Raw genomic sequence first — 19,167 nt, 5'->3', positions numbered from 1 at the left:
TTCTACACACCAGGCGTTAACGGGGGGCCCTTCCTTCGCCGGATAGGGTCGGCGGCGATGAGTGGGACTTTGGTGGTCAAGGGGCTTGCCGCCGGGCACGGGGAACGCGCGCTGTTCAGCGGGCTGGACCTCGTGGTCGCGCCGGGGGACGTGGTCGGGCTGGTCGGGCCGAACGGGGCGGGGAAGTCGACGCTGCTGCGCACGCTCGCCGGGTTGGCTCCGGTCGAGGCCGGCGGTGTCACGCTGAGCCCGCCCACCGCGAGCGTCGGGCACCTGCCGCAGGAGCCGGAACGGCGGCCGGGCGAGACGGTGCGCGCGTTCCTGGCCCGGCGGACCGGGGTGACCGGCGCGCAGGCGGCGATGGACGCGGCGGCCGAGGCGCTGGGCGCGGGGGTCGCCGGCGCCGACGACACCTACGCCGAGGCGCTGGAGCGCTGGCTCGCCCTCGGCGGGGCCGACCTCGACGAGCGGGCCGAGCAGGTCGCCGCCGAGCTGGGCCTCGCCGTCGACCTGGGCCAGGAGATGACCGGGCTGTCCGGCGGCCAGGCCGCCCGCGCCGGGCTCGCGTCGCTGCTGCTCAGCCGGTACGACGTCTTCCTGCTCGACGAGCCCACCAACGACCTGGACCTGGCCGGCCTGGAACGGCTGGAGGAGTTCGTCACCGGACTGCGCGCCGGCACGGTGCTGGTCAGCCACGACCGGGAGTTCCTGACCCGCACGGTCACCCGGGTGCTGGAGCTGGACCTGCACCAAGGGCAGGTCAACCACTACGGCGGTGGCTACGCGGCGTACCTGGAGGAGCGCGAGGTCGCCCGCCGGCACGCCCGCGCCGACTACGACGAGTACGCCGACACCCGCGCCGGCCTGGAGGCGCGGGGCCGCATGCAGCGCGCCTGGATGGACAAGGGTGTCCGCAACGCCCGGCGCAAGGCCGGCGACAACGACAAGCTCGCGAAGAACCTCCGGGGCCAGACCTCGGAGAAGCAGGCGGCGAAGGCCCGGCAGACCGACCGGATGATCGAGCGGCTGGAGGTGGTCGAGGAGCCGCGCAAGGAGTGGGAGCTGCGCATGGAGATCGCCGCCGCGCCCCGCGCCGGCGCCGTCGTGGCCACCCTCCGCGACGCCGTCGTACGCCGGGGAGCGTTCGCCCTCGGCCCGGTGACCCTCCAGGTCGACTGGGCGGACCGGATCGCGGTGACCGGGGCGAACGGGTCGGGCAAGTCGACCCTGCTGGCCGCCCTGCTCGGCCGGCTGCCGCTGGACGCCGGGCAGGCCGCGTTGGGTCCCGGGGTCGTGGTCGGCGAGGTGGACCAGGCCCGGGGGCTGTTCCTCTCCGACACGCCTCTGATCGACGCGTTCACCGCCGCCGCGCCGGATCTCCCGCCGGCGGACGCGCGCACGCTGCTGGCGAAGTTCGGCCTGCGCGCGGCGCACGTCACGCGGCCGGCGTCGACCCTCTCCCCGGGTGAGCGGACCCGCGCCGCGCTGGCCCTGCTCCAGGCACGCGGGGTCAACCTGCTGGTCCTCGACGAGCCGACCAACCACCTCGACCTGCCCGCGATCGAGCAGTTGGAGTCGGCTCTGGCCGGCTACCCGGGCACGCTCCTGCTGGTCACCCACGACCGGCGGATGCTGGACGCGGTGGCGACCACCCGACGCCTGCGGGTGGACGGCGGACGGATCGCCGAGGATTGATCCGTGCCGACGCGGCGGCGCGGGGTGAGAATGAGTCCATGCTCAAGTGGGAGTACGCGCTGCTGGTCCGCCGTCGTCAAGCGGCCACCAACGACACCGGCTGGGAGATCGTCTTCGTCTGGTACGGGCCGGACGGCTCGATGGTGGACGTGACGGCGTACGGCGACACGGCGCTGGCCCACCTGAACCGGGCCGGTGACCAGGGCTGGGAGCTGGTCGCCATGAGCGAGGACCCGTCCCTGCCCGGCAACAACGAGTTGCACCGCTACCACCTCAAGCGGCCCAGGACCGCCACGCCCCAGCCGCGCCAGCGGATGCGCGCCGCCGGTCGTCCCCGCCGGACGATCTCCGGCTGACCGACCGCTCGCCGGCTTTGCGCGGCACCCGCGTCCGGCCCCGGCCCGGGACGACCGACGCATGACGGGCGCGGATGCGGGTAACGGGCGGCCGGAGGTGGGCTGATGGTCGCGCTGGCACAGACCCCGCCCTCGGCCGAGCGGCTGCGGGCGGTCGACGGGTTCCTCGCCGAGGCGTGGCTCGACCAGGCCCGACACGACGACCGGCTGCGGGACCTCGCCGTCGAGGTCCGCTTCGACCGCGGGGTGGCGCACCTGAGCGGGGAGGTCGCCGACCCGGCAGAGCTGCGGCTGGTGCGGGACCGGGTGGGTCGACTCGCCGGGGTGCTCGCGGTCTGGTGCCGGGTACGCGTCGGGGGCCGGGACCCGGTGGTGGTCGACCTGGGCTGCGGCGGAACCAAGCAGTGGCCGGGCAACCTGGGGTTGGACATCTTCCCGGCGCCCGGCGTGGACGCCGTGGCCGACCTGTCCGGGTCGCTGCCACTGGCCGACGACTCGGTCGACGTGTTCTTCGCGGTGCACATCCTGGAGCACCTGATCGACTTCCTGCCGCTGGTCGACGAGGCGCACCGGGTGCTCCGGCCCGGCGGCGTGCTGCACGTGATGAGCCCCTGGTGGGGTCACGTCAACGCGGTGGCCGACCCGACCCACGTCCGGCTGCTGGACGTGCAGACGTTCAAGGGCATCTGCCTCCAGCGCCCACCGGGAACCCCCCGCTGGTACCCCCTGCACGCCGGCTGCGACGGCGCCTCCATCTTCGCCGACCTCACTCCCCTGCCCCCGGACGCCGACGGCCCCACCCCCACCCACCTCGCCCGCTTCTTCGACTGACCCGGCCCCTGGCGCCCGTCCCCCCTCGCCGCTTCGCGGGTCGAGGTCCGTCTCGCGCGTCCACCATGTGGTCGTTCCGTCCGCGCTCCAGGACGAGGCCTAGATCCACTCGATGTCATCGACATCGGGGCGTCCGGACGCCTCCAACACCCCGATGTCAATGACACCGAGGCGTTGATCGAGGAGAGAGGTGGCTCAGCCTTCGGTGCTTTCGCGTAGTTCCAGGTGGTAGGGGGCGGGGAGTTCGCGGGGCGGGGCCGTACGGTCGCCGTCGATGCGGTTGGCGAGGAGTTCCACCGCGAGGCGGGCGATGCGCTCCTTGTCCGGCGCGACGGTGCTCAGGGTGGGCACCGAGAAGCGGCCGTCCTCGATGTCGTCGAAGCCGGCCACGGCGACGTCGTCGGGCGCCCGCAGGCCCGCCTCGTGCAACGCGCGCAGGGCACCCAGGGCCAGGGTGTCGTTGAAGCAGAAGACGGCGTCGGGGCGTACCGGGAGGGACAACAGGGACCGCATCGCGGCCGCACCCTCCGCGCGGTGCCAGGCCGGCGCGGGCGCCACCAGGGTCTCGTCGAAGTCGAGGCCCAGGTCGGCGAGCGCGGCGGCGTAGCCCGCGAGCCGGAGCCGGGCGCTGGCGCCCTCCGGGGTGCGCTGCGAGCCGATGGCCGCGATCCGGCGGCGGCCCAGCCCGGCCAGGTGGGCGGTGATCTCCCGGGCGGCGGCCACGTTGTCGATGCCGACGTGGTCGGCCGGGCCGTGGTCGACCCGCTCGCCGAGCAGCACCATGGGCGTACCGTCCAGGCCGGCGAGGTCCTCCGCGGTGAGCGCCAGCGGACTGAAGATCAGGCCGTCGATGAGGTGCTCGGTGATGCCGCTGGCCACCACCCGCTCCTGCTCCCGGGCGCCGCCGGTCTGGTCGATCAGCACCGTCCAGCCGAGTTCCGCGGCGGCCGTCACGACGTGCCGGGCCAGCTCGGCGAAGTACGGGATGTCCAGCTCGGGGACGGCCAGGGCGATCACTCCGGTGCGCCCCTTGCGCAGGTTGCGCGCCGACAGGTTCGGCCGGTAGTTCAGCTCGGCGATGGCCTCCTCGACCCGCGCCCGGGTGTCCGGACGGACGTGCACGTAACCGTTGACCACGTTCGAGACGGTCTTCACCGACACGCCGGCCCGCTCCGCCACGTCCTTGAGCCTGTGCCGCACTTGACGCCTCCCCCCGATCCAACTGGACCGCACCTTACCGTGTCACGACCCGATCACGACCCCTTTACAACGTTGCTTACAACGTTGTAGAAATCAAGGCAGAAGGGTGACTCCGGTCACCCGGACCGGCAACAGGAAAGGTGGCACCCCCTTGCGGACCGCGCAGCTCACCATCGACCCCGCCTTCGCGATCGGCCCGGTCGACCGGCGCCTCTTCGGCTCGTTCGTCGAACACATGGGCCGCTGCGTCTACGGCGGGGTCTACGAGCCGGGCCACCCCACGGCGGACTCCCGCGGGCTGCGCGGCGACGTGCTGGAGCTGACCCGGGAGCTGGGCGTGTCCGTGGTCCGCTACCCCGGCGGCAACTTCGTTTCCGGCTACCGCTGGGAGGACGGGATCGGCCCGGTCGGCGACCGGCCGCGCCGGCTGGACCTGGCCTGGAAGACCATCGAGACCAACGCCTTCGGGCTGGACGAGTTCATGACCTGGGCGGCCGAGGCCGGCGTCGAGCCGATGATGGCGGTCAACCTCGGCACCCGGGGCGTGCAGGAGGCCTGCGACCTGCTGGAGTACACCAACCACCCGGGCGGGACCCAGCTCTCCGACCTGCGGCGCAAGAACGGCGCCGAGGACCCGTACGGGGTGCGGCTCTGGTGCCTCGGCAACGAGCTGGACGGCCCCTGGCAGGTCGGCCACAAGACCGCCGACGAGTACGGCCGGCTCGCCGCCGAGACCGCACGCGCGATGAAGATGATCGACCCCACGATCAGCCTGGTCGCCTGCGGCAGCTCCAACCGGCGGATGCCCACCTTCGCCTCCTGGGAGGCGACGGTGCTGGAGCACACGTACGAGCACGTCGACTACATCTCCGCGCACACCTACTACGACCCCTCCGACGGGGACCGGGCCAGCATCCTGGCCTCCGCCGTCGACATGGACAGCTTCATCACCGACGTGATCGCCACCGCGGACCACGTGGCGGCGAAGCAGCGGCACCGGCGCAAGCTGAAGATCTCCTTCGACGAGTGGAACGTCTGGTACGAGTCCCGCCTCAAGGCGGACCTGGACCGGCGCGGCTGGGTCGAGGCGCCGGCGCTGATCGAGGACGACTTCACCGCGGTCGACGCGGTGGTCGTCGGCGACCTGCTGATCACCCTGCTCCGGCACGCCGACCGGGTGGGCGTGGCCTGCCAGGCGCAGCTCGCCAACGTGATCGCCCCGATCCGCACCCGCACCGGTGGCCCCGCCTGGCGGCAGAGCATCTTCCACCCGTTCGCGCTGACCGCTCGGTACGCGCGCGGCACCGTGCTGCGGACCGAGCCGGTCGGCCCGACGTACTCCACGAAGCGGCACGGCGAGGTTCCGGTCCTGGACACCGTCGCCGTGCAGGACGAGGAGTCGGGCGAGCTGACCGTCTTCGCGGTCAACCGCGGCGAGACCGACCTGCCGCTGGACCTCGACCTGCGCGGGCTGCCGGCCCTGCGCGCGCTCGAGCACCTGAGCCTCGCCGCCGGGGACGACCCGTCGGCGACGAACACCGAGGCCGACCCCGACCGGGTGACGCCCCGGGAGATGAGAACCCCCACCACCGACAGCGGCCGGTGCTCCGTGCTCCTGCCGGCCGCCTCCTGGAACGTGCTGCGTTTCGCCCCCGCCAACGGCTGATGTCGTACCGGCTCCGACCAGGCACAATTCATCCCGTCCCCCCAAGGAGTGAAAAGGCATGATCCACAACGAAATGAGCCGGCGGCGTCTGCTCGGCCTCGGTCTGGGCCTGGGCGCCGCGGCCTCGCTGACCCTCGCGGGCTGCGGTGGCGACGACGACGCCGGTCCCGCGGCCGGCAACGGCGGCAAGAACTACACCGGCCCGAAGGTGGACCTGAAGCTCTGGAACGGCTTCACCGGCGGTGACGGCGACATCTTCAAGGCGCTCGTGAACCAGTTCAACTCCGAGCACCAGAACATCGCGGTCAGCGTCGCCACCTACCAGTGGGAGGACTACTACAACAAGCTCCCCGGCGCCGCCTCCAGCGGCAACGGTCCGGACATCGCGGTCATGCACATGGACCAGCTCGCCACCTTCGCCGCCCGCGGGGTGATCACCGAGCTGGACGACGTGGCGAAGAACCTGGAGCTCTCCGAGGGCGACTTCGCCCCCACCGTCTGGAAGGGCGGCCTCTACAACGAGAAGCGGTACGGCATTCCGCTGGACATGCACCCGCTGGGCTTCTACTACAACAAGGCCGTCATGCAGAAGGCCGGCCTGGACCCGAACAAGCCGCCGACGACCCGCGACGAGTACACCGCCGCGCTGACCGAGCTGAAGAAGTCGGGCGTGCAGGGCTTCTGGGTCAGCCCGTTCCAGTTCACCGGCGGCCTGACGTTCTACAGCCTGCTGCACCAGTGGGGCGGCAGCGTCTTCGACGCCGAGGCCAGGACGGCGACCTTCAACTCCGACCAGGCGGTCGAGGCGTGCACCTGGCTGACCGACATGGTCAAGCAGGGGTTCTCCCCGGCCAACGTCGGTCAGGACGCGGACTACCTCGCCTTCAAGAGCGGCAAGAACGCGTTCAACTGGAACGGCATCTGGCAGATCAACGACCTGAAGAAGAGCCCCGAGATCCAGTGGGGCGTGGCCGAGCTGCCGCAGATCGGCTCCCAGAAGGCGGCCTGGGCCAACTCGCACAACTTCACCATCGTCAAGGGCCGGGCCAACGACGCCAACAAGGTCTCCGCGTCGAAGGTCTTCATCAACTGGCTCAGCGAGCGCTCCCTCGACTGGGCCAAGGGCGGCCAGGTGCCGGCCCGCAAGACGGTCCGCGAGGACGCCGGCTTCAAGGCCCTCGCCGAGGTCAACGCCCTCGCCCCCGAGCTGGAGTACGCGGCCTTCCCGCCGGCGGCCCCCGGCCTGGGCGAGGTCATGACCACCTTCTACAACTCCTTCAACGAGGCGGCCCTGGGCAAGAAGTCGCCGAAGCAGGCGCTCGACGACGGCGTGGCCAAGGCCAACAAGCAGCTGGAGGACAACCGCAAGAAGTACGGGAGCTGAGTCCCCGTGGCGGACGTGATCGAGGTCGGGGCGGCGCGTGGTGACGCGCCGCCCCCGGCGGCCGACCCGGCAGGGCGGGGCACCCCGGCGAAGCGCAAAGGGCGGGCGACGCCGTACCTGTTCCTCGCCCCGTACCTGGTTCTCTTCGGGGTGTTCGGCCTGCTGCCGATCGTCCTCGGCCTCTGGCTCAGCGTGCACCAGTGGGACTTCCAGCTGCCCAACCGGCCCTTCGTCGGACTCGACAACTACAAGGACCTGTTCTCCAGCGACTCGGCGATCTACGGCGACTGGTGGCAGAGCGTACGGGCCACGGGGATCTTCACCCTCTTCTCGGTGCCCCTGCTCGTGGTGCTTCCGCTGGGGCTGGCGCTGCTGCTGAACCGCTCGTTCCCGGGCCGCACCTTCTTCCGCGCGGTGTACTTCGCCCCGTACGTCCTGGGTGTCGCGGTCATCGGCCTGCTCTGGCGGTTCCTGCTCGACGCCAACCTGGGCCTGGTCAACCGGCTCGCGGCGCTCGTCGGGCTGCCGGCGGACACGCCGTGGGTGACCAGCACGCCGTGGGCCTGGGTCTCCCTGGTCGGCGTGACCGTCTGGTGGACCTCCGGCTTCAACGCGGTGATCTACCTGGCCGGCCTGCAGGACATCCCGCAGGAGCTGTACGAGGCGGCGAAGGTCGACGGCGCGACCGCCTGGGAACGGTTCCGCCACGTCACGCTCCCCGGCCTGCGGCCGGTCATGCTCTTCGTGATCACCACGACCGTGCTCGCCTCGGCGAACGTGTTCGGCCAGTCGTTCCTCATCACCCAGGGCGCGCCGGGCACCGAGACCCGCACGGTGGTCTGGTTCATCGTCGAGGAGGGGCTGCGGGACAACGACGCCGGTCGGGCCGCCGCGATGAGCATCGTGTTCGCCCTGATGCTGGCGGTCGTGAGCCTCGCCAACTTCCGCCTCTTCCGCTACCGGGAAGACTGAGGGGACCGCCATGACGACGCCCACGACCGACACCCGCCCCGCGGCACCGGTCCGTGACACGCCCACCGGGCGGGCTTCCGGCACCGGCCTACGCCGCGCCGGTCTCTACGCGGTGCTGATCACCCTGGCCCTGGTCTTCCTGGCTCCGCTGGTCTGGATGGTCATCACCTCGCTGAAGACCTACACCGCCGCCCAGCAGATCCCGCCGACCTGGGTGCCCGACCCGCTCTCCGGGTACGGCTACGAGCAGATCCTGAACAACACCGCGAACCCGGTGCTGCGCTGGTTCCTCAACAGCATGATGGCCGCCACGCTGCACGCGATCCTGGTGCTGGTGACCGCCTCGATGGCCGCGTACGCCCTGGCGCGGTTGGAGTTCCGCGGCCGCAAGGTGATGTTCGCGCTGATCGTCGGCACGCTCTTCATCCCGCCGACGTCGTTGATCATCCCGAACTTCCTGATCGCCGACTCGCTGAACTGGATCGACACCCTCACCGTGGTGATCGTGCCCGGTGCGGCGAGCGCGTTCGGGGTGTTCTTCCTGCGGCAGTTCTTCGTCTCCCTGCCCCGGGAGCTGGAGGAGGCCGCGACCCTGGACGGGGCCACCCAGTGGCAGATCTTCTACCGGGTCGTGCTGCCGCTGTCGAAGCCGGCCCTGTCGACCCTCGCGGTGCTGTCGTTCCTCACCAACTGGAACGACTTCCTCTGGCCGATCTTCGTGCTGTTCAGCCCGGAGACGCTCACTCTGCCGCCGGGCCTGGGCCTGCTCCAGGGCTCCTACGTCACCGACTACCCGGTGATCATGGCCGGTGCGGTGCTGGCTAGTGTGCCGGTGCTGATCCTCTTCGTCCTCGCGCAGCGGCACATCATCCAGGGTGTCTCCCGCAGCGGCCTGAAGGGATGAGGGCGGGAACCTTCCGGCGACGTGGCGCGGCGGCGGTCGTCGCCGCCGCGCTGCTCGTCGCCGGCTGCGGACAGAACCCCACAAGCACGAGTACGGGAGAAAGCGTGTCCACGTTCACCAACCCGGTCGTCCGGAGCGACAACCCGGACCCGCAGGCGATCCGGGTGGGCGACACCTGGTACCTCTTCTCGACCAACGCCGGTGGGCGTAACGTCCCGGTGCTCACCTCGCCGGACCTGGTGGAGTGGTCCCCGGCCGGGGACGCGCTGCCGGACCTGCCGGCCTGGGCGCTGACCGGGAAGACGTGGGCGCCGGAGGTGATCGAGCTGGCACCGGACCGGTTCGTCCTCTACTACACGGTGGCCGACAAGGAATCCGGCCGGCAGTGCGTCGGGCGGGCGGTGGCGAGCGCGCCGCAGGGGCCGTACCGGGACGACTCCACCGGGCCGCTGATCTGCCAGGCGGGGACGGGCGGGTCCATCGACGCCAGCCCGTTCCGGGACACCGACGGCAGCCTCTGGTTGCTGTGGAAGAACGACGGCAACGCGATCGGCGTGGACACCTGGCTGTGGTCGCAGCGCCTCGCCGACGACGGCCTGACGCTGGTGGGCGAGCCGACGAAGCTGCTCAAGCAGACCGAGCCGTGGGAGGGCACTCTCATCGAGGGGCCGTTCCTGCACCGGCAGGACGGCAAGCTGTACCTCTTCTTCGCCGCCAACGCGTACGACCGGGCGGAGTACGCCCAGGGCTACGCGGTGTGCGAGTCGCCGGCTGGCCCGTGTGTGAAGGCGCCGGAGAACCCGATCCTGAAGAGCAACGACGTCGCCTCCGGCCCGGGTCACGCGAGCATGGTGGTCAAGGACGGCCGCACGTGGCTGCTCTACCACGCCTGGCCGCCCGGCCAGGAGGGCACGGTCGACCCGGGCCGCCAGGTCTGGCTGGACGAGGTCGTCTGGGAGAACGGCAAACCCGTCGTGAAGGGCCCCACCGGCACCCCCCAACCCCGCCCCTGACCCACGCGCCACGTCCTCGGCTTCGCCCGCAGTTTCACGGAAAGAGTGGCCATTCCACGTGGAATGGCCACTCTTTCCGTGAAACAGGCCCCTCGCGGAGGGGGGTGACGGGCGTCAGCCGGCGGCGTGGTGTTCGCGTTCCGCCAGGCGGTTGCGGCGGTAGCCGTAGCCGAAGTAGATGACCGCGCCGAGCAGCATCCACGCGCCGAACCGCATCCAGGTCTCCACCGACAGGTTCAGCATCAGGTAGAGGCAGGCGAGGGCCGACACGATCGGCAGCACCGGGTTGAACGGCACCGTGAACGGCCGGTCCAGGTCGGGCCGCTTGCGGCGCAGGATCGGCACCGCCACCGACACCAGGACGAACGCGCAGAGCGCGCCGATGCTGACCAGGTCGGCCAGGGCCGACAGCGGCAGGAAGCCGGCGAGCAGCGCGACCACCACCGTCATGACCGCGGAGATCCGGTACGGGGTGCCCCAGCGCGGGTGCACCTTGGCGACCGAGGGCGGGATGAGACCGTCCCGGGAGATGGCGAAGCCGATCCGACCCATCGCCACCAGGTCGACCAGGATGACGCTGGTCAGACCGGCGACCGCGGCGATGGAGACGAGGATTCCGGCCCAGTTGGCGCCGACCGCCTCGAAGGCGGCGGCGATCGGGGCGCCGCGGTCGATCTGGTCGTACGGGACCATGCCGACCAGCACCAGCGCGACGCCGATGTAGAGCACGGTGGAGATCAGCAGGGTGCCGAGCAGGCCGAGGGTCAGGTCGCGGCGCGGACGCCGGGTCTCCTCACCGAGGTTCGCCACGGCCTCGAAGCCGGTGTACGCGAAGAACACCACCGCGGCGGCGCTGAGCACACCGACGAAGCCGAAGACCGAGGGCTCCAGCCCGAAGAGGGCCTGGGTGACGGGCTGCTTGATGCCGTCCTCGCCGGCGTCGGCGGGCTGCGCCGGGGGGACGAACGGGGTCAGGTTGGACGCCTTCACGAAGAACGCGCCGGCGATCACGATGAACACGCAGATCGCGACCTTCACCAGGACGAGCACGTTGGTCACCCGGGCGGACTCGCGGACTCCGATGATCGCCACGATGCCGAGCAGCAGGACGATGCCGATCGCGCCGAGGTTGACGACGCTGCCCTCCTCGCCGAACCAGGCGACGGGCAGGTCGAACAACTCGGCGAGGTAGCCGGACCAGCCTCGGGCGACCACCGCCGCGCCGAGCGCGAACTCCAGGAGCAGGTCCCAGCCGATGATCCACGCGACGATCTCGCCCATCGTGGCGTACGCGTAGGTGTAGGCGCTGCCGGCGGCCGGCACGCTGGACGCCAGTTCGGCGTAGCAGAGCGCGGCCAGCAGAGCGACGACCCCGGCGATGGCGAACGAGATCACCACGCCCGGCCCGGCGCTGTCACGGGCCTCGATGCCGGTGAGCGTGAAGATGCCGGTGCCGATCACGATGCCGATGCCGAAGCCGGTGAGGTCACGCGCGCCGAGCCGTCTCTTGAGCCCGGGGCGGCCGTCCTCGCCGTCCGCCTCGCTCTGCGCCAAGACGTCCTTGATCGGTTTGGTACGCAGCACGGACACCGCGTTTCTCCCCTCCCCCTGACCACCCCCGCGGTGGCCGGTGCCGGGCGATGCTACCCAGGTGGGACCCTCCCCAACCGCCACGGATCCACCCAATGAAGGCATCACCACAGGTGTGGAACCGGTCACGGACGGCAGGGTGGCGACGGCCACAGGGGCGACGGCGAACCCGACGAACGGATCGATCGGCGCAGACCTCTTGCGCGACGCCCACCCGGTGTGAAAATTTTCTACCAGCGGCAGTTAATCAGCGGCGAATTGTGCCGATGACACCCGTGCCGCGACGCACCCCTGCCACGGGAGCCCAACGAAGGGACAGGCCCCATGAAGGCACCTCGGCTCGGAGCAGCCGGGCTGGCCGCAGCCCTGCTCGGCGCGCTCGTCGCCGTCACTCCTGCGAGCGCGGCGCCGGACGCGCCCACCGCCGACTCCACCACCACCTGCGTCACCGACCCGGCCACGCCGAAGCGGCAGTTCCGGGCCATGTGGATCTCCTCGGTCGTCAACATCGACTGGCCCAGCAAGGCGTCCCAGACCGCGCCCGACCAGGTCGCCGCCCAGCAGGCCGAGTACCGGAGCCTGCTCGACCTGGCCGAGCGACTCAACCACAACGCCGTCGTCGTCCAGGTCCGCCCGACCGCCGACGCGTTCTGGCCGTCACCGCACGAGCCCTGGTCGGAGTTCCTGACCGGGGTCCGGGGCCAGGACCCGGGCTGGGACCCGCTGGCGTTCCTGGTCGCCGAGGCACACGCGCGCAACCTGGAGTTCCACGCCTGGTTCAACCCGTACCGCGTCTCCATGCCGGCGCCCAGCGGCGCCGGGGCCGACGTCACCAAGCTCGCGCCCGGCCACCCGGCGCGGGAGCACCCCGAGTGGACCTTCGCGTACCCGCCGGCCGGCGTCGCCGGCAGCCGGCTCTACTACAACCCCGGCATCCCGGAGGTCCGCGAGTTCGTCCAGACCGCGATGATGGACGCGGTGCGGCGGTACGACGTCGACGGCGTCCACTTCGACGACTACTTCTACCCCTACCCGAGCGGCACGTACCAGGTGCCCGACGACGCGACGTTCGCGGAGTTCAACCGGGGCTTCACCGACAAGGCCGACTGGCGGCGGGACAACATCAACCTGCTGGTCCGGGAGATGGGCGAGAAGGTCAAGGCTGCCAAGCCGTGGGTGAAGTTCGGCGTCAGCCCGTTCGGCATCTGGCGCAACAAGACCGTCGACCCGCTCGGCTCGGACACCACCGGCAGCCAGTCGTACGACATCATCTCCGCCGACACCCGTAAGTGGATCAAGGAGGAGTGGATCGACTACGTGGTGCCGCAGCTCTACTGGTACATCGGTCAGTACCCGGCCGCCGACTACGCGCGCCTGGTGCCGTGGTGGGCCGAGCAGGTGCGGGGCACCCGCGTGCAGCTCTACATCGGGCAGGCCGACTACAAGAGCGGCGATCCGGCGTACGGGCCGTTCTGGCAGAACCCGCGGGAGCTCTCCGACCACCTGACGCTCAACCGGTCGTACCCGGAGGTCCTGGGCAACGTCCACTTCTCGGCCGTCCAGGTCCGGGCCAACCGGCTCGGCGCCACGGACATCTACGCCGCCGAGCACTACTCGCGGCCGGCGCTGGTGCCGGCGATGCCGCACCTGCCGCGCAAGCCGCTGCTCATGCCGGTGGTCACCGGGACGCAGCGCCAGGACGACGGGGTCCGGCTGAGCTGGCGGCAGCCGGCAAACGGGGTGGCCCCGCTGGGCACCGCCACGTCGTACGCGATCTACCGGCTGGACGGGATCGACCTGGCCGACCGCTGTGACCTGGCGGACGCGGCGCACCTGGTCGACACCGTCCGCGCCCAGCCCGGTGCCGCCACCCAGACCTGGGTGGACACGACGGCCGAGCCGGGTCAGCGCTACACGTACGTGGTGACGGCCCTGGACCGGCTGTCGAACGAGGGTCCGGCCAGCCCGCCGGCCTTCGTACGCTGACCGGTCGGCCGGTCTGACCGATGCCCCGGGCGCTTCCCGCGCCCGGGGCATTCGTCTGTTTCCACATCCGTCACGAATCCTTGACCCTCCGCACAGGTCCCGGCCGGTCGTGTCATCGAAACTTGTCAACATCTGGTTACCCGCCGGTGAACGACCGCCCACCCGCACACCCCCGCGGAGGTACCCGTGCCCAGACGTCTCACCACCGGAATCGCCTCGGTCGCACTCGCCCTGCTCGGCGTGCTGGGGGTGGCCTCCCCCGCCGCCGCCGTCACCACCGCCGAGAAGGTCGCCGTCCTGTCCAGCTGGACCCAGACCAGCGCCACCAGCTACAACGCCTGGAACTCCGCACGGCTCGACAAGGCCCCCTGGTCGGCGTACGCCTTCGACTGGTCCACCGACTACTGCTCGTCGAGCCCGGACAACCCCCTCGGGTTCACATTCGACCGCTCCTGCCAACGGCACGACTTCGGCTACCGCAACTACAAGGCGGTCGGCCTGTTCTCCGCCAACAAGGCCCGAGTGGACAGCGCCTTCTACGCGGACCTCAAGCGCTCCTGCGCCACGTACAGCACGGTCGTCCGGCCCGCCTGCTACAGCCTCGCCTGGACCTACTACCAGGCGGTCAGCATCTTCGGCTCGACGGCCGCCGTCCAGCAGTCCGACATCGACCGCGCCGCCCGCATGAAGGCCGACGCCGAACGCCACACCACCACCCACCCCTAACCCCGCTCCCGCCCCCGCCCACCCCTGTTGATCAAGAGGTTTGCGTCAGATCCCGCTCGGATCCTGACGCAAACCTCTTGATCAACTCGCGGAAAGGGGGGGGTGGGGGTTAGGCGTGTTCGGTGTGGCGGTCGGGGGCGCCGGAGGGTTGGCGTGGAGGGGTCGGCCGGGGCGGGCTCGCGCGGGTGTGGAAGCGCGTCGAGCCGGCTGCCAGGTCCGGGTGCTCGACCCCCAGGGCCACCGTGGCGGCCTCCTCCAGACCCAGGTCGACCCCTTCGCCGTACGCGGCGTCGAAGGTCGCGTCACCCATCCGCAGGCGCAGCTCGGCCTGCTGCTCGGCCCAGTACGCCCCGTGGATGCCGGCGGTGGACCGCAGGCTCGCCCGGGTCGCCCGCGCCGCGCCGAACAACCGCGCGGCGGTCGCCAGGTCACCACCGAGCGCGCACCGCACCGCCATCGCGTGCAGTGTGTCGCAGGCACGACCGTGGAAGCCGTGCGCCATCCGGGACCGCAACGCCACCACCAGGTGCTCGTGCGCGGCGATCAGGTCGTTCCGGGCCAGGGCGACCATGCCGAGCAGCATGTCGACCGAACGCCGACCACGGTCGAGCGGGCGGGCCGCCTCCACCGGGCGTGCCGCGCCGAGCAGCTCCGCCGCCTCGTCCAGGGCACCGCGCCGCCACAGCAGCTCGGCCAGGGCGTACACCGCGAGGAGCGCGTCGCCCACCACGTCCTGCCGGTGGGCCCAGTCGATGACCTCCCGGCAGACCCGCTCGGCCTCGGCGAACTGTCCCATGTCGACAAGCGGAGCGGCCCGCCCGGCGAGCACCCGGGCCAGCAGGCCGGCGTCGCCGGCCTGCCGCGCCGCCGCCTCCGCCCGCTGGGAGAAGCGCAGCTCCTCGACGAACTCACCGTCCGCGCCGGCGTGCAGCGAGTGCATGTGGTACACCGCCGCCAGCTCCGCCTCGGGGACCCGCTCCCCCGTCTCGGCCAGCCGCCCGTACAACCGGGACAGCCACAATCGCCCCTCGCGGGCCAGGCCGCGCTCCCGCCACCACTGGTCGAGGCCACCGGCCAGGCGCAGCCCCGCCCGGGCGCTGCCCCCGACGGCGCACCAACGCAGCGCGGCACGCAGCTCACCGGCGAGCGGGTCCAGGGCGTACAGGGAGAGGGTGACCGGCCGGCCGTCCGGGTCCAGGTGCGCCCGCTCCAGCGCGTGCGCCGACCAGGCCACGTGGCGGTTGCGGGCGGCCTCCTCCTCACCCGCCTCCGCCAGCCGCCGGGCCGCGTACGCCCGGATCGGGTCCAGCATCCGGTACGTGCTGCCCGACGCGTGCGGCTCGGCCAGCACCATCGACTTGTCCACCAGCACCGAGAGCGGATCCAGCGGGTCGTCCGTGAGCAGCCACTCCACCGTGGAGAGGTCCACCGGCCCGGCGAAGACCGACAGCCACCGCAGCAGGCGCGCGGCGCGCGGGCCGAGCGTCCGGTACGACCACGTCACCGTGGCCTGCATCGTCAGGTGCCGCTCGGTGGCCGACCGCTGCACTGCCCGGGTGGCCGGGGACGGCGGTGACAGGCCGACGGCCGCCGCCACCAGGTCCACGGTGTCCTGCTGGTTGCCCGTCCACGCCCGCTCCGCCGGCGGCGCCTCGGGAACGTCCCGCCCGGCGTCCAGGGTGCCGAGCACGTCGTCGAGGCGCTCCGCGAGCTGCCCGACCGACAGCACCCGCAACCGGGCGGCGGCCAGCTCGATCGCCAGCGGCAGGCCGTCCAGGCGCTGTACCACCCGGCGCAGGTCGGCCGACTCGGCCGGGTCCGGTTGCCGGCCGCCCCGGGCCGCCGCCGTCCGGTCCAGCAGCAGCGCCACCGCGTCGCTCTCCGTGCCGTCGGTCGGCGGGTCCACCGACAACGGCGGGATCCGCCACACCACCTCGCCGAGCAGGCCGAACGGCTCCCGGCTCGTGGCGAGCACCCGGACACCCGTACCGCCGGCCAGCAGCCGGGAGATCACGTCGGCGGAGGCGGCCGGTTGGGCGTCGCAGGTGTCGAGCACGATCAGCATGCGTCGGCCGGCCGCGTGCTCCACCAGGGTGTCCACCACCGGGCGGCCCGGCTCGGGACGCAGCCCGAGGACGGCGGCCACCGCGAACGCCACCAGGCCCGGATCGGTGACCGTGGCGATGTCGACGAACCAGACCCCGTCCGGATGGGAGTCCACCAGGTCGGCGGCGAGCTCCACGGCCAGCCGGGTCTTGCCCGTCCCGCCCGCGCCGAGCACCGTCACCAGCCGGTGGGCCTCCACCAGCCGCCGCAGCTCCGCCCGCTCCGCCTGCCGGCCCACGAACGAGGTGACCTGGGTGGGCAGGTTGTGCGCGACCGCGTCGGCGGTACGCGGCCGCGGGAACTGCCGTTCCAGACCCGGGGCCACGAGCTGGAAGAGCCGTTCCCGGTCGTCGAAGCCCCGCAACCGGTGCAGGCCGAGGTCGAGCAGGGAGGCGCCGGGCGGCAACGGGGCCGCGTGGCGTGCCGCCGACGCCGAGCAGAGCACCTGCCCGCCGTGCGCCGCGGCGGCGACCCGGGCGGCCCGGTGCACCTCGGGGCTCGCGTACTCGCCGTCGCGCGGCTCGGCCCAACCCGTGTGCAGACCCATCCGGACCCGGGGAGCGGACTCCGGCGTCGGCCAGTCGTGGTTGGCCAGCGCCCGCTGGGCGGTCAGGCAGGCGGTCAGCGCGGCGGACGCGTCGGCGAAGACCAGGAAGAACGAGTCGCCCTCGGTCAGCAGCTCCGCGCCCTCGGTCGCGGCGATCGTGCGGCGCAGCAGGCGCCGGTGCTCGCGGAGCACCGGCCGGTAGTCGGGGCCGAGCAGCTGGGCCAGCCGCGTGGAGCCCTCGATGTCGGTGAACACGAAGGTCACCCACCCGGTCGGGAGGTGGATCCGTGTCGACATGCGAGGAACCTCCGCCCGTGACGTCGGGTTCATGCTGCCCGAACTCGCGTCGTCACGCATCGTGAGAACGGTCGGCCCGGTTCGGCCCCAACGTGCCAACTCGAACCGCCTGGCGACCGGAACGAGGGACCGTCGGCACGCACCGCGCCGGCGACGACCACGCCTCCCCCGCCGGGCGGGAACACCCAGCTCAGCAGCCGCAGCCACCGCCGCAACAGCCGCCACCGGCGGCCGGCGCGGAAGGACCGACGGCCGCCCCGGCACCACCGCGGCCGGTGACCGCCACCGTCGAGAGCAGCTTCACGGTGTCGGTGTGTTCCTGCGGGCAGGACGCCGGTTCACCGGACTGCGCCATCGGGCGGTTGACCTCGAAGGTGTCGCCGCAGGCGCGGCAGCGGAACTCGTACCGGGGCATGGCAACAGGGTACGACCGGTCCTGACGTACGGGCGAGCATGGGTGATACTCAACTGGTGGTGGACGGCGAGGACAGATCGGCCCTGCGACCCCTGCGCCCGGCCGCGCCGCTCGACGGGCCGCTCGCGTCTTCCGGCGCCGCGCCGGACGAGGCGACCGGTGTGGTGCCCCGGCCGCGCCGTCCCTGGCTGAGGACACAGGCCCCGCCCTCCGGCACGCCGGACGCGACCGGGGCCGACGAGCCCGAGGCCAGCGCACCGAAGGTCGACCAGCCGGACGCCACCGCCGACCGGCCGAAGGCCGACGAGCCGCAGACGGCCACGGCCAAGGCCGACGAGCCGGAGAACGTCACCACCGAGGCCGACGAGCCGGGGGCTGTTGGGGCCGCGGCCGACCCGCCGAAGACCGGTGACACGAAGGCCGGCGAGGCCCCACCCGCGGCCGGCGGCTCCGGGACGCCGTCGGCCGACGCGGTCGCCCCCGCCGGTCCACCGGCAGCCCGGCGGCGCCGGGTGCCCTTCGCCCACGCCGTACGCACTCCACCCGGTCGTGTCGCGCTGACCGCCGCGCGGGCGACGCGCGACTGGTCGCGGCGCCCCAGCGGTCGGCTCACCGTGCCCGGCGTCTTCCTGCTGGCCCTGGTCGCGGCGACCGCCGCGGCCGGCGCGCTGCTGGTGCCGGCGGCGGTCCGCGCTCCCCGCCCGGTGGCCGTCGACGCGACGGCGCCGACGGGCCTGCCGGACGGTGCCTTCCCCGCCGGGTCGCCGCCGCCCCCGGCCACCCCGCTGCCGAGCGGGTCGGCGCCGATCGGGGCGCCGACCGTCGGCGTGCCGACCGGGGGTCCGGTCGTCGGCACCGGTCGCCCCGCGGACGCCCTCGCCGCCTGGGCCGCGCAGATCAGCCCGAAGGTCACCATTCCGGCGGTCGCCCTCCAGGCGTACGGGTACGCCGAGCTGGTGCTCTCCCAGACCAACCGCAGCTGCGCCCTGAGCTGGACCACCCTCGCCGCGATCGGTCACGTCGAGTCCGGGCACGGCAGTGCGAACGGCGCTCGGCTGGGCACGAACGGCAAGGCGCTACCGAAGATCATCGGCCTGCCGCTGGACGGCCAGGGCGGCCGGATGCGGATCGCGGACACGGACCGGGGCCTGCTGGACGGGGACGCCGCTCTCGACCGGGCGATCGGGCCGATGCAGTTCATCCCGACCACCTGGCAGGAGATCGGCGCCGACGCCGACAACGACGGGATCCGCGACCCGCACGACATCGACGACGCCGCCCTCGCGGCCGGCAACTACCTGTGCAAGGGCGGCCGGAACCTCACCATCCCCGGCGACTGGTGGAACGCGATCCTGTCGTACAACGACGTCCGGCGGTACGCCCAGGACGTGTACGACACCGCCAACCGCTACGGACAGGCCAGCCGTACGTGACGTGATCGTCCGCGCACATTGGAGAACTGGACACTTCCCCCCGGCA

14 protein-coding genes and 1 pseudogene are annotated in these 19,167 nt (G+C 72.3%); 11 read left to right on the top strand and 4 right to left on the bottom strand.

All coding sequences use genetic code 11. The annotated features are described in order from the left end of the window. Positions 1–57 precede the first annotated feature (57 nt). The 3 genes and pseudogenes from ACTMSW_RS15425 to ACTMSW_RS15415 all read left to right on the top strand — a co-directional run bounded on the left by ACTMSW_RS15425 (position 58) and on the right by ACTMSW_RS15415 (position 2,882). Complete coding sequence (locus ACTMSW_RS15425) at positions 58–1,695, top strand: ABC-F family ATP-binding cassette domain-containing protein (protein ID WP_441181295.1); 1,638 nt, start codon at positions 58–60, stop codon at positions 1,693–1,695. A gap of 38 nt (positions 1,696–1,733) precedes the next feature. Beyond that, a pseudogene (locus ACTMSW_RS15420) lies at positions 1,734–1,979 on the top strand (hypothetical protein); the annotation flags it as partial. 177 nt (positions 1,980–2,156) lie between these two features. Next, a complete protein-coding gene (locus ACTMSW_RS15415; RefSeq protein ID WP_441181294.1) occupies positions 2,157–2,882 on the top strand; it encodes a methyltransferase domain-containing protein in 726 nt (241 codons plus the stop codon). Positions 2,883–3,077: 195 nt separating this feature from the next. Here the strand turns inward: ACTMSW_RS15415 and ACTMSW_RS15410 are convergent, their stop codons facing one another. After that, the gene (locus ACTMSW_RS15410) at positions 3,078–4,082 is read right to left on the bottom strand and encodes a LacI family DNA-binding transcriptional regulator (protein ID WP_441181293.1); all 1,005 of its coding nucleotides are present in this window, start codon (positions 4,080–4,082) and stop codon (positions 3,078–3,080) included. Between the two features lie 151 nt (positions 4,083–4,233). On the opposite strand from ACTMSW_RS15410, the gene arfA reads away from it, so the two are divergent. The 5 genes from arfA (at position 4,234) to ACTMSW_RS15385 (ending at position 10,021) form a co-directional block, all read left to right on the top strand. Continuing rightward, on the top strand, positions 4,234–5,748 hold the full coding sequence (arfA, locus tag ACTMSW_RS15405; protein WP_441181292.1) for an arabinosylfuranosidase ArfA: 1,515 nt from the start codon (positions 4,234–4,236) through the stop codon (positions 5,746–5,748). 58 nt (positions 5,749–5,806) lie between these two features. Beyond that, entirely contained in the window at positions 5,807–7,132 is a 1,326-nt protein-coding gene (locus tag ACTMSW_RS15400; RefSeq protein ID WP_441181291.1) for an ABC transporter substrate-binding protein, read from the top strand. A 6-nt stretch (positions 7,133–7,138) separates the two neighbouring features. Next, positions 7,139–8,104: a carbohydrate ABC transporter permease gene (locus ACTMSW_RS15395; protein ID WP_441181290.1), complete on the top strand. Its 966-nt coding sequence runs from the start codon at positions 7,139–7,141 to the stop codon at positions 8,102–8,104. Between the two features lie 10 nt (positions 8,105–8,114). Next, positions 8,115–9,008: a carbohydrate ABC transporter permease gene (locus ACTMSW_RS15390; RefSeq protein ID WP_441181289.1), complete on the top strand. Its 894-nt coding sequence runs from the start codon at positions 8,115–8,117 to the stop codon at positions 9,006–9,008. Positions 9,009–9,112: 104 nt separating this feature from the next. Next, a complete protein-coding gene (locus ACTMSW_RS15385; RefSeq protein ID WP_441181288.1) occupies positions 9,113–10,021 on the top strand; it encodes a glycoside hydrolase family 43 protein in 909 nt (302 codons plus the stop codon). A gap of 114 nt (positions 10,022–10,135) precedes the next feature. On the opposite strand, the gene ACTMSW_RS15380 is transcribed toward ACTMSW_RS15385, so the two are convergent. Next, on the bottom strand, positions 10,136–11,611 hold the full coding sequence (locus ACTMSW_RS15380) for an amino acid permease (protein WP_441181287.1): 1,476 nt from the start codon (positions 11,609–11,611) through the stop codon (positions 10,136–10,138). Positions 11,612–11,935: 324 nt separating this feature from the next. On the opposite strand from ACTMSW_RS15380, the gene ACTMSW_RS15375 reads away from it, so the two are divergent. Further along, positions 11,936–13,597 carry a glycoside hydrolase family 10 protein gene (locus ACTMSW_RS15375; RefSeq protein WP_441181286.1) on the top strand — a complete coding sequence of 554 codons (1,662 nt, stop codon included), beginning with the start codon at positions 11,936–11,938 and terminating at the stop codon, positions 13,595–13,597. A gap of 186 nt (positions 13,598–13,783) precedes the next feature. Further along, a complete protein-coding gene (locus ACTMSW_RS15370; RefSeq protein ID WP_441181285.1) occupies positions 13,784–14,323 on the top strand; it encodes a phospholipase in 540 nt (179 codons plus the stop codon). 109 nt (positions 14,324–14,432) lie between these two features. On the opposite strand, the gene ACTMSW_RS15365 is transcribed toward ACTMSW_RS15370, so the two are convergent. Beyond that, positions 14,433–17,273, bottom strand: a complete 2,841-nt coding sequence (locus ACTMSW_RS15365) for an ATP-binding protein (RefSeq protein WP_441181284.1) — start codon at positions 17,271–17,273, stop codon at positions 14,433–14,435. A 190-nt stretch (positions 17,274–17,463) separates the two neighbouring features. After that, positions 17,464–17,688, bottom strand: a complete 225-nt coding sequence (locus ACTMSW_RS15360) for an FmdB family zinc ribbon protein (RefSeq protein ID WP_441181283.1) — start codon at positions 17,686–17,688, stop codon at positions 17,464–17,466. Positions 17,689–17,744: 56 nt separating this feature from the next. On the opposite strand from ACTMSW_RS15360, the gene ACTMSW_RS15355 reads away from it, so the two are divergent. Further along, a complete protein-coding gene (locus ACTMSW_RS15355) occupies positions 17,745–19,121 on the top strand; it encodes a lytic murein transglycosylase (protein WP_441181452.1) in 1,377 nt (458 codons plus the stop codon). Positions 19,122–19,167: the final 46 nt, after the last annotated feature.

The organism is Micromonospora sp. BQ11 (assembly GCF_052068135.1).
Classification (GTDB): domain Bacteria; phylum Actinomycetota; class Actinomycetes; order Mycobacteriales; family Micromonosporaceae; genus Micromonospora.
The sequence above is the reverse complement of the archived record's forward strand: the minus strand, read 5'-3'. Positions and strand labels throughout refer to the sequence as shown.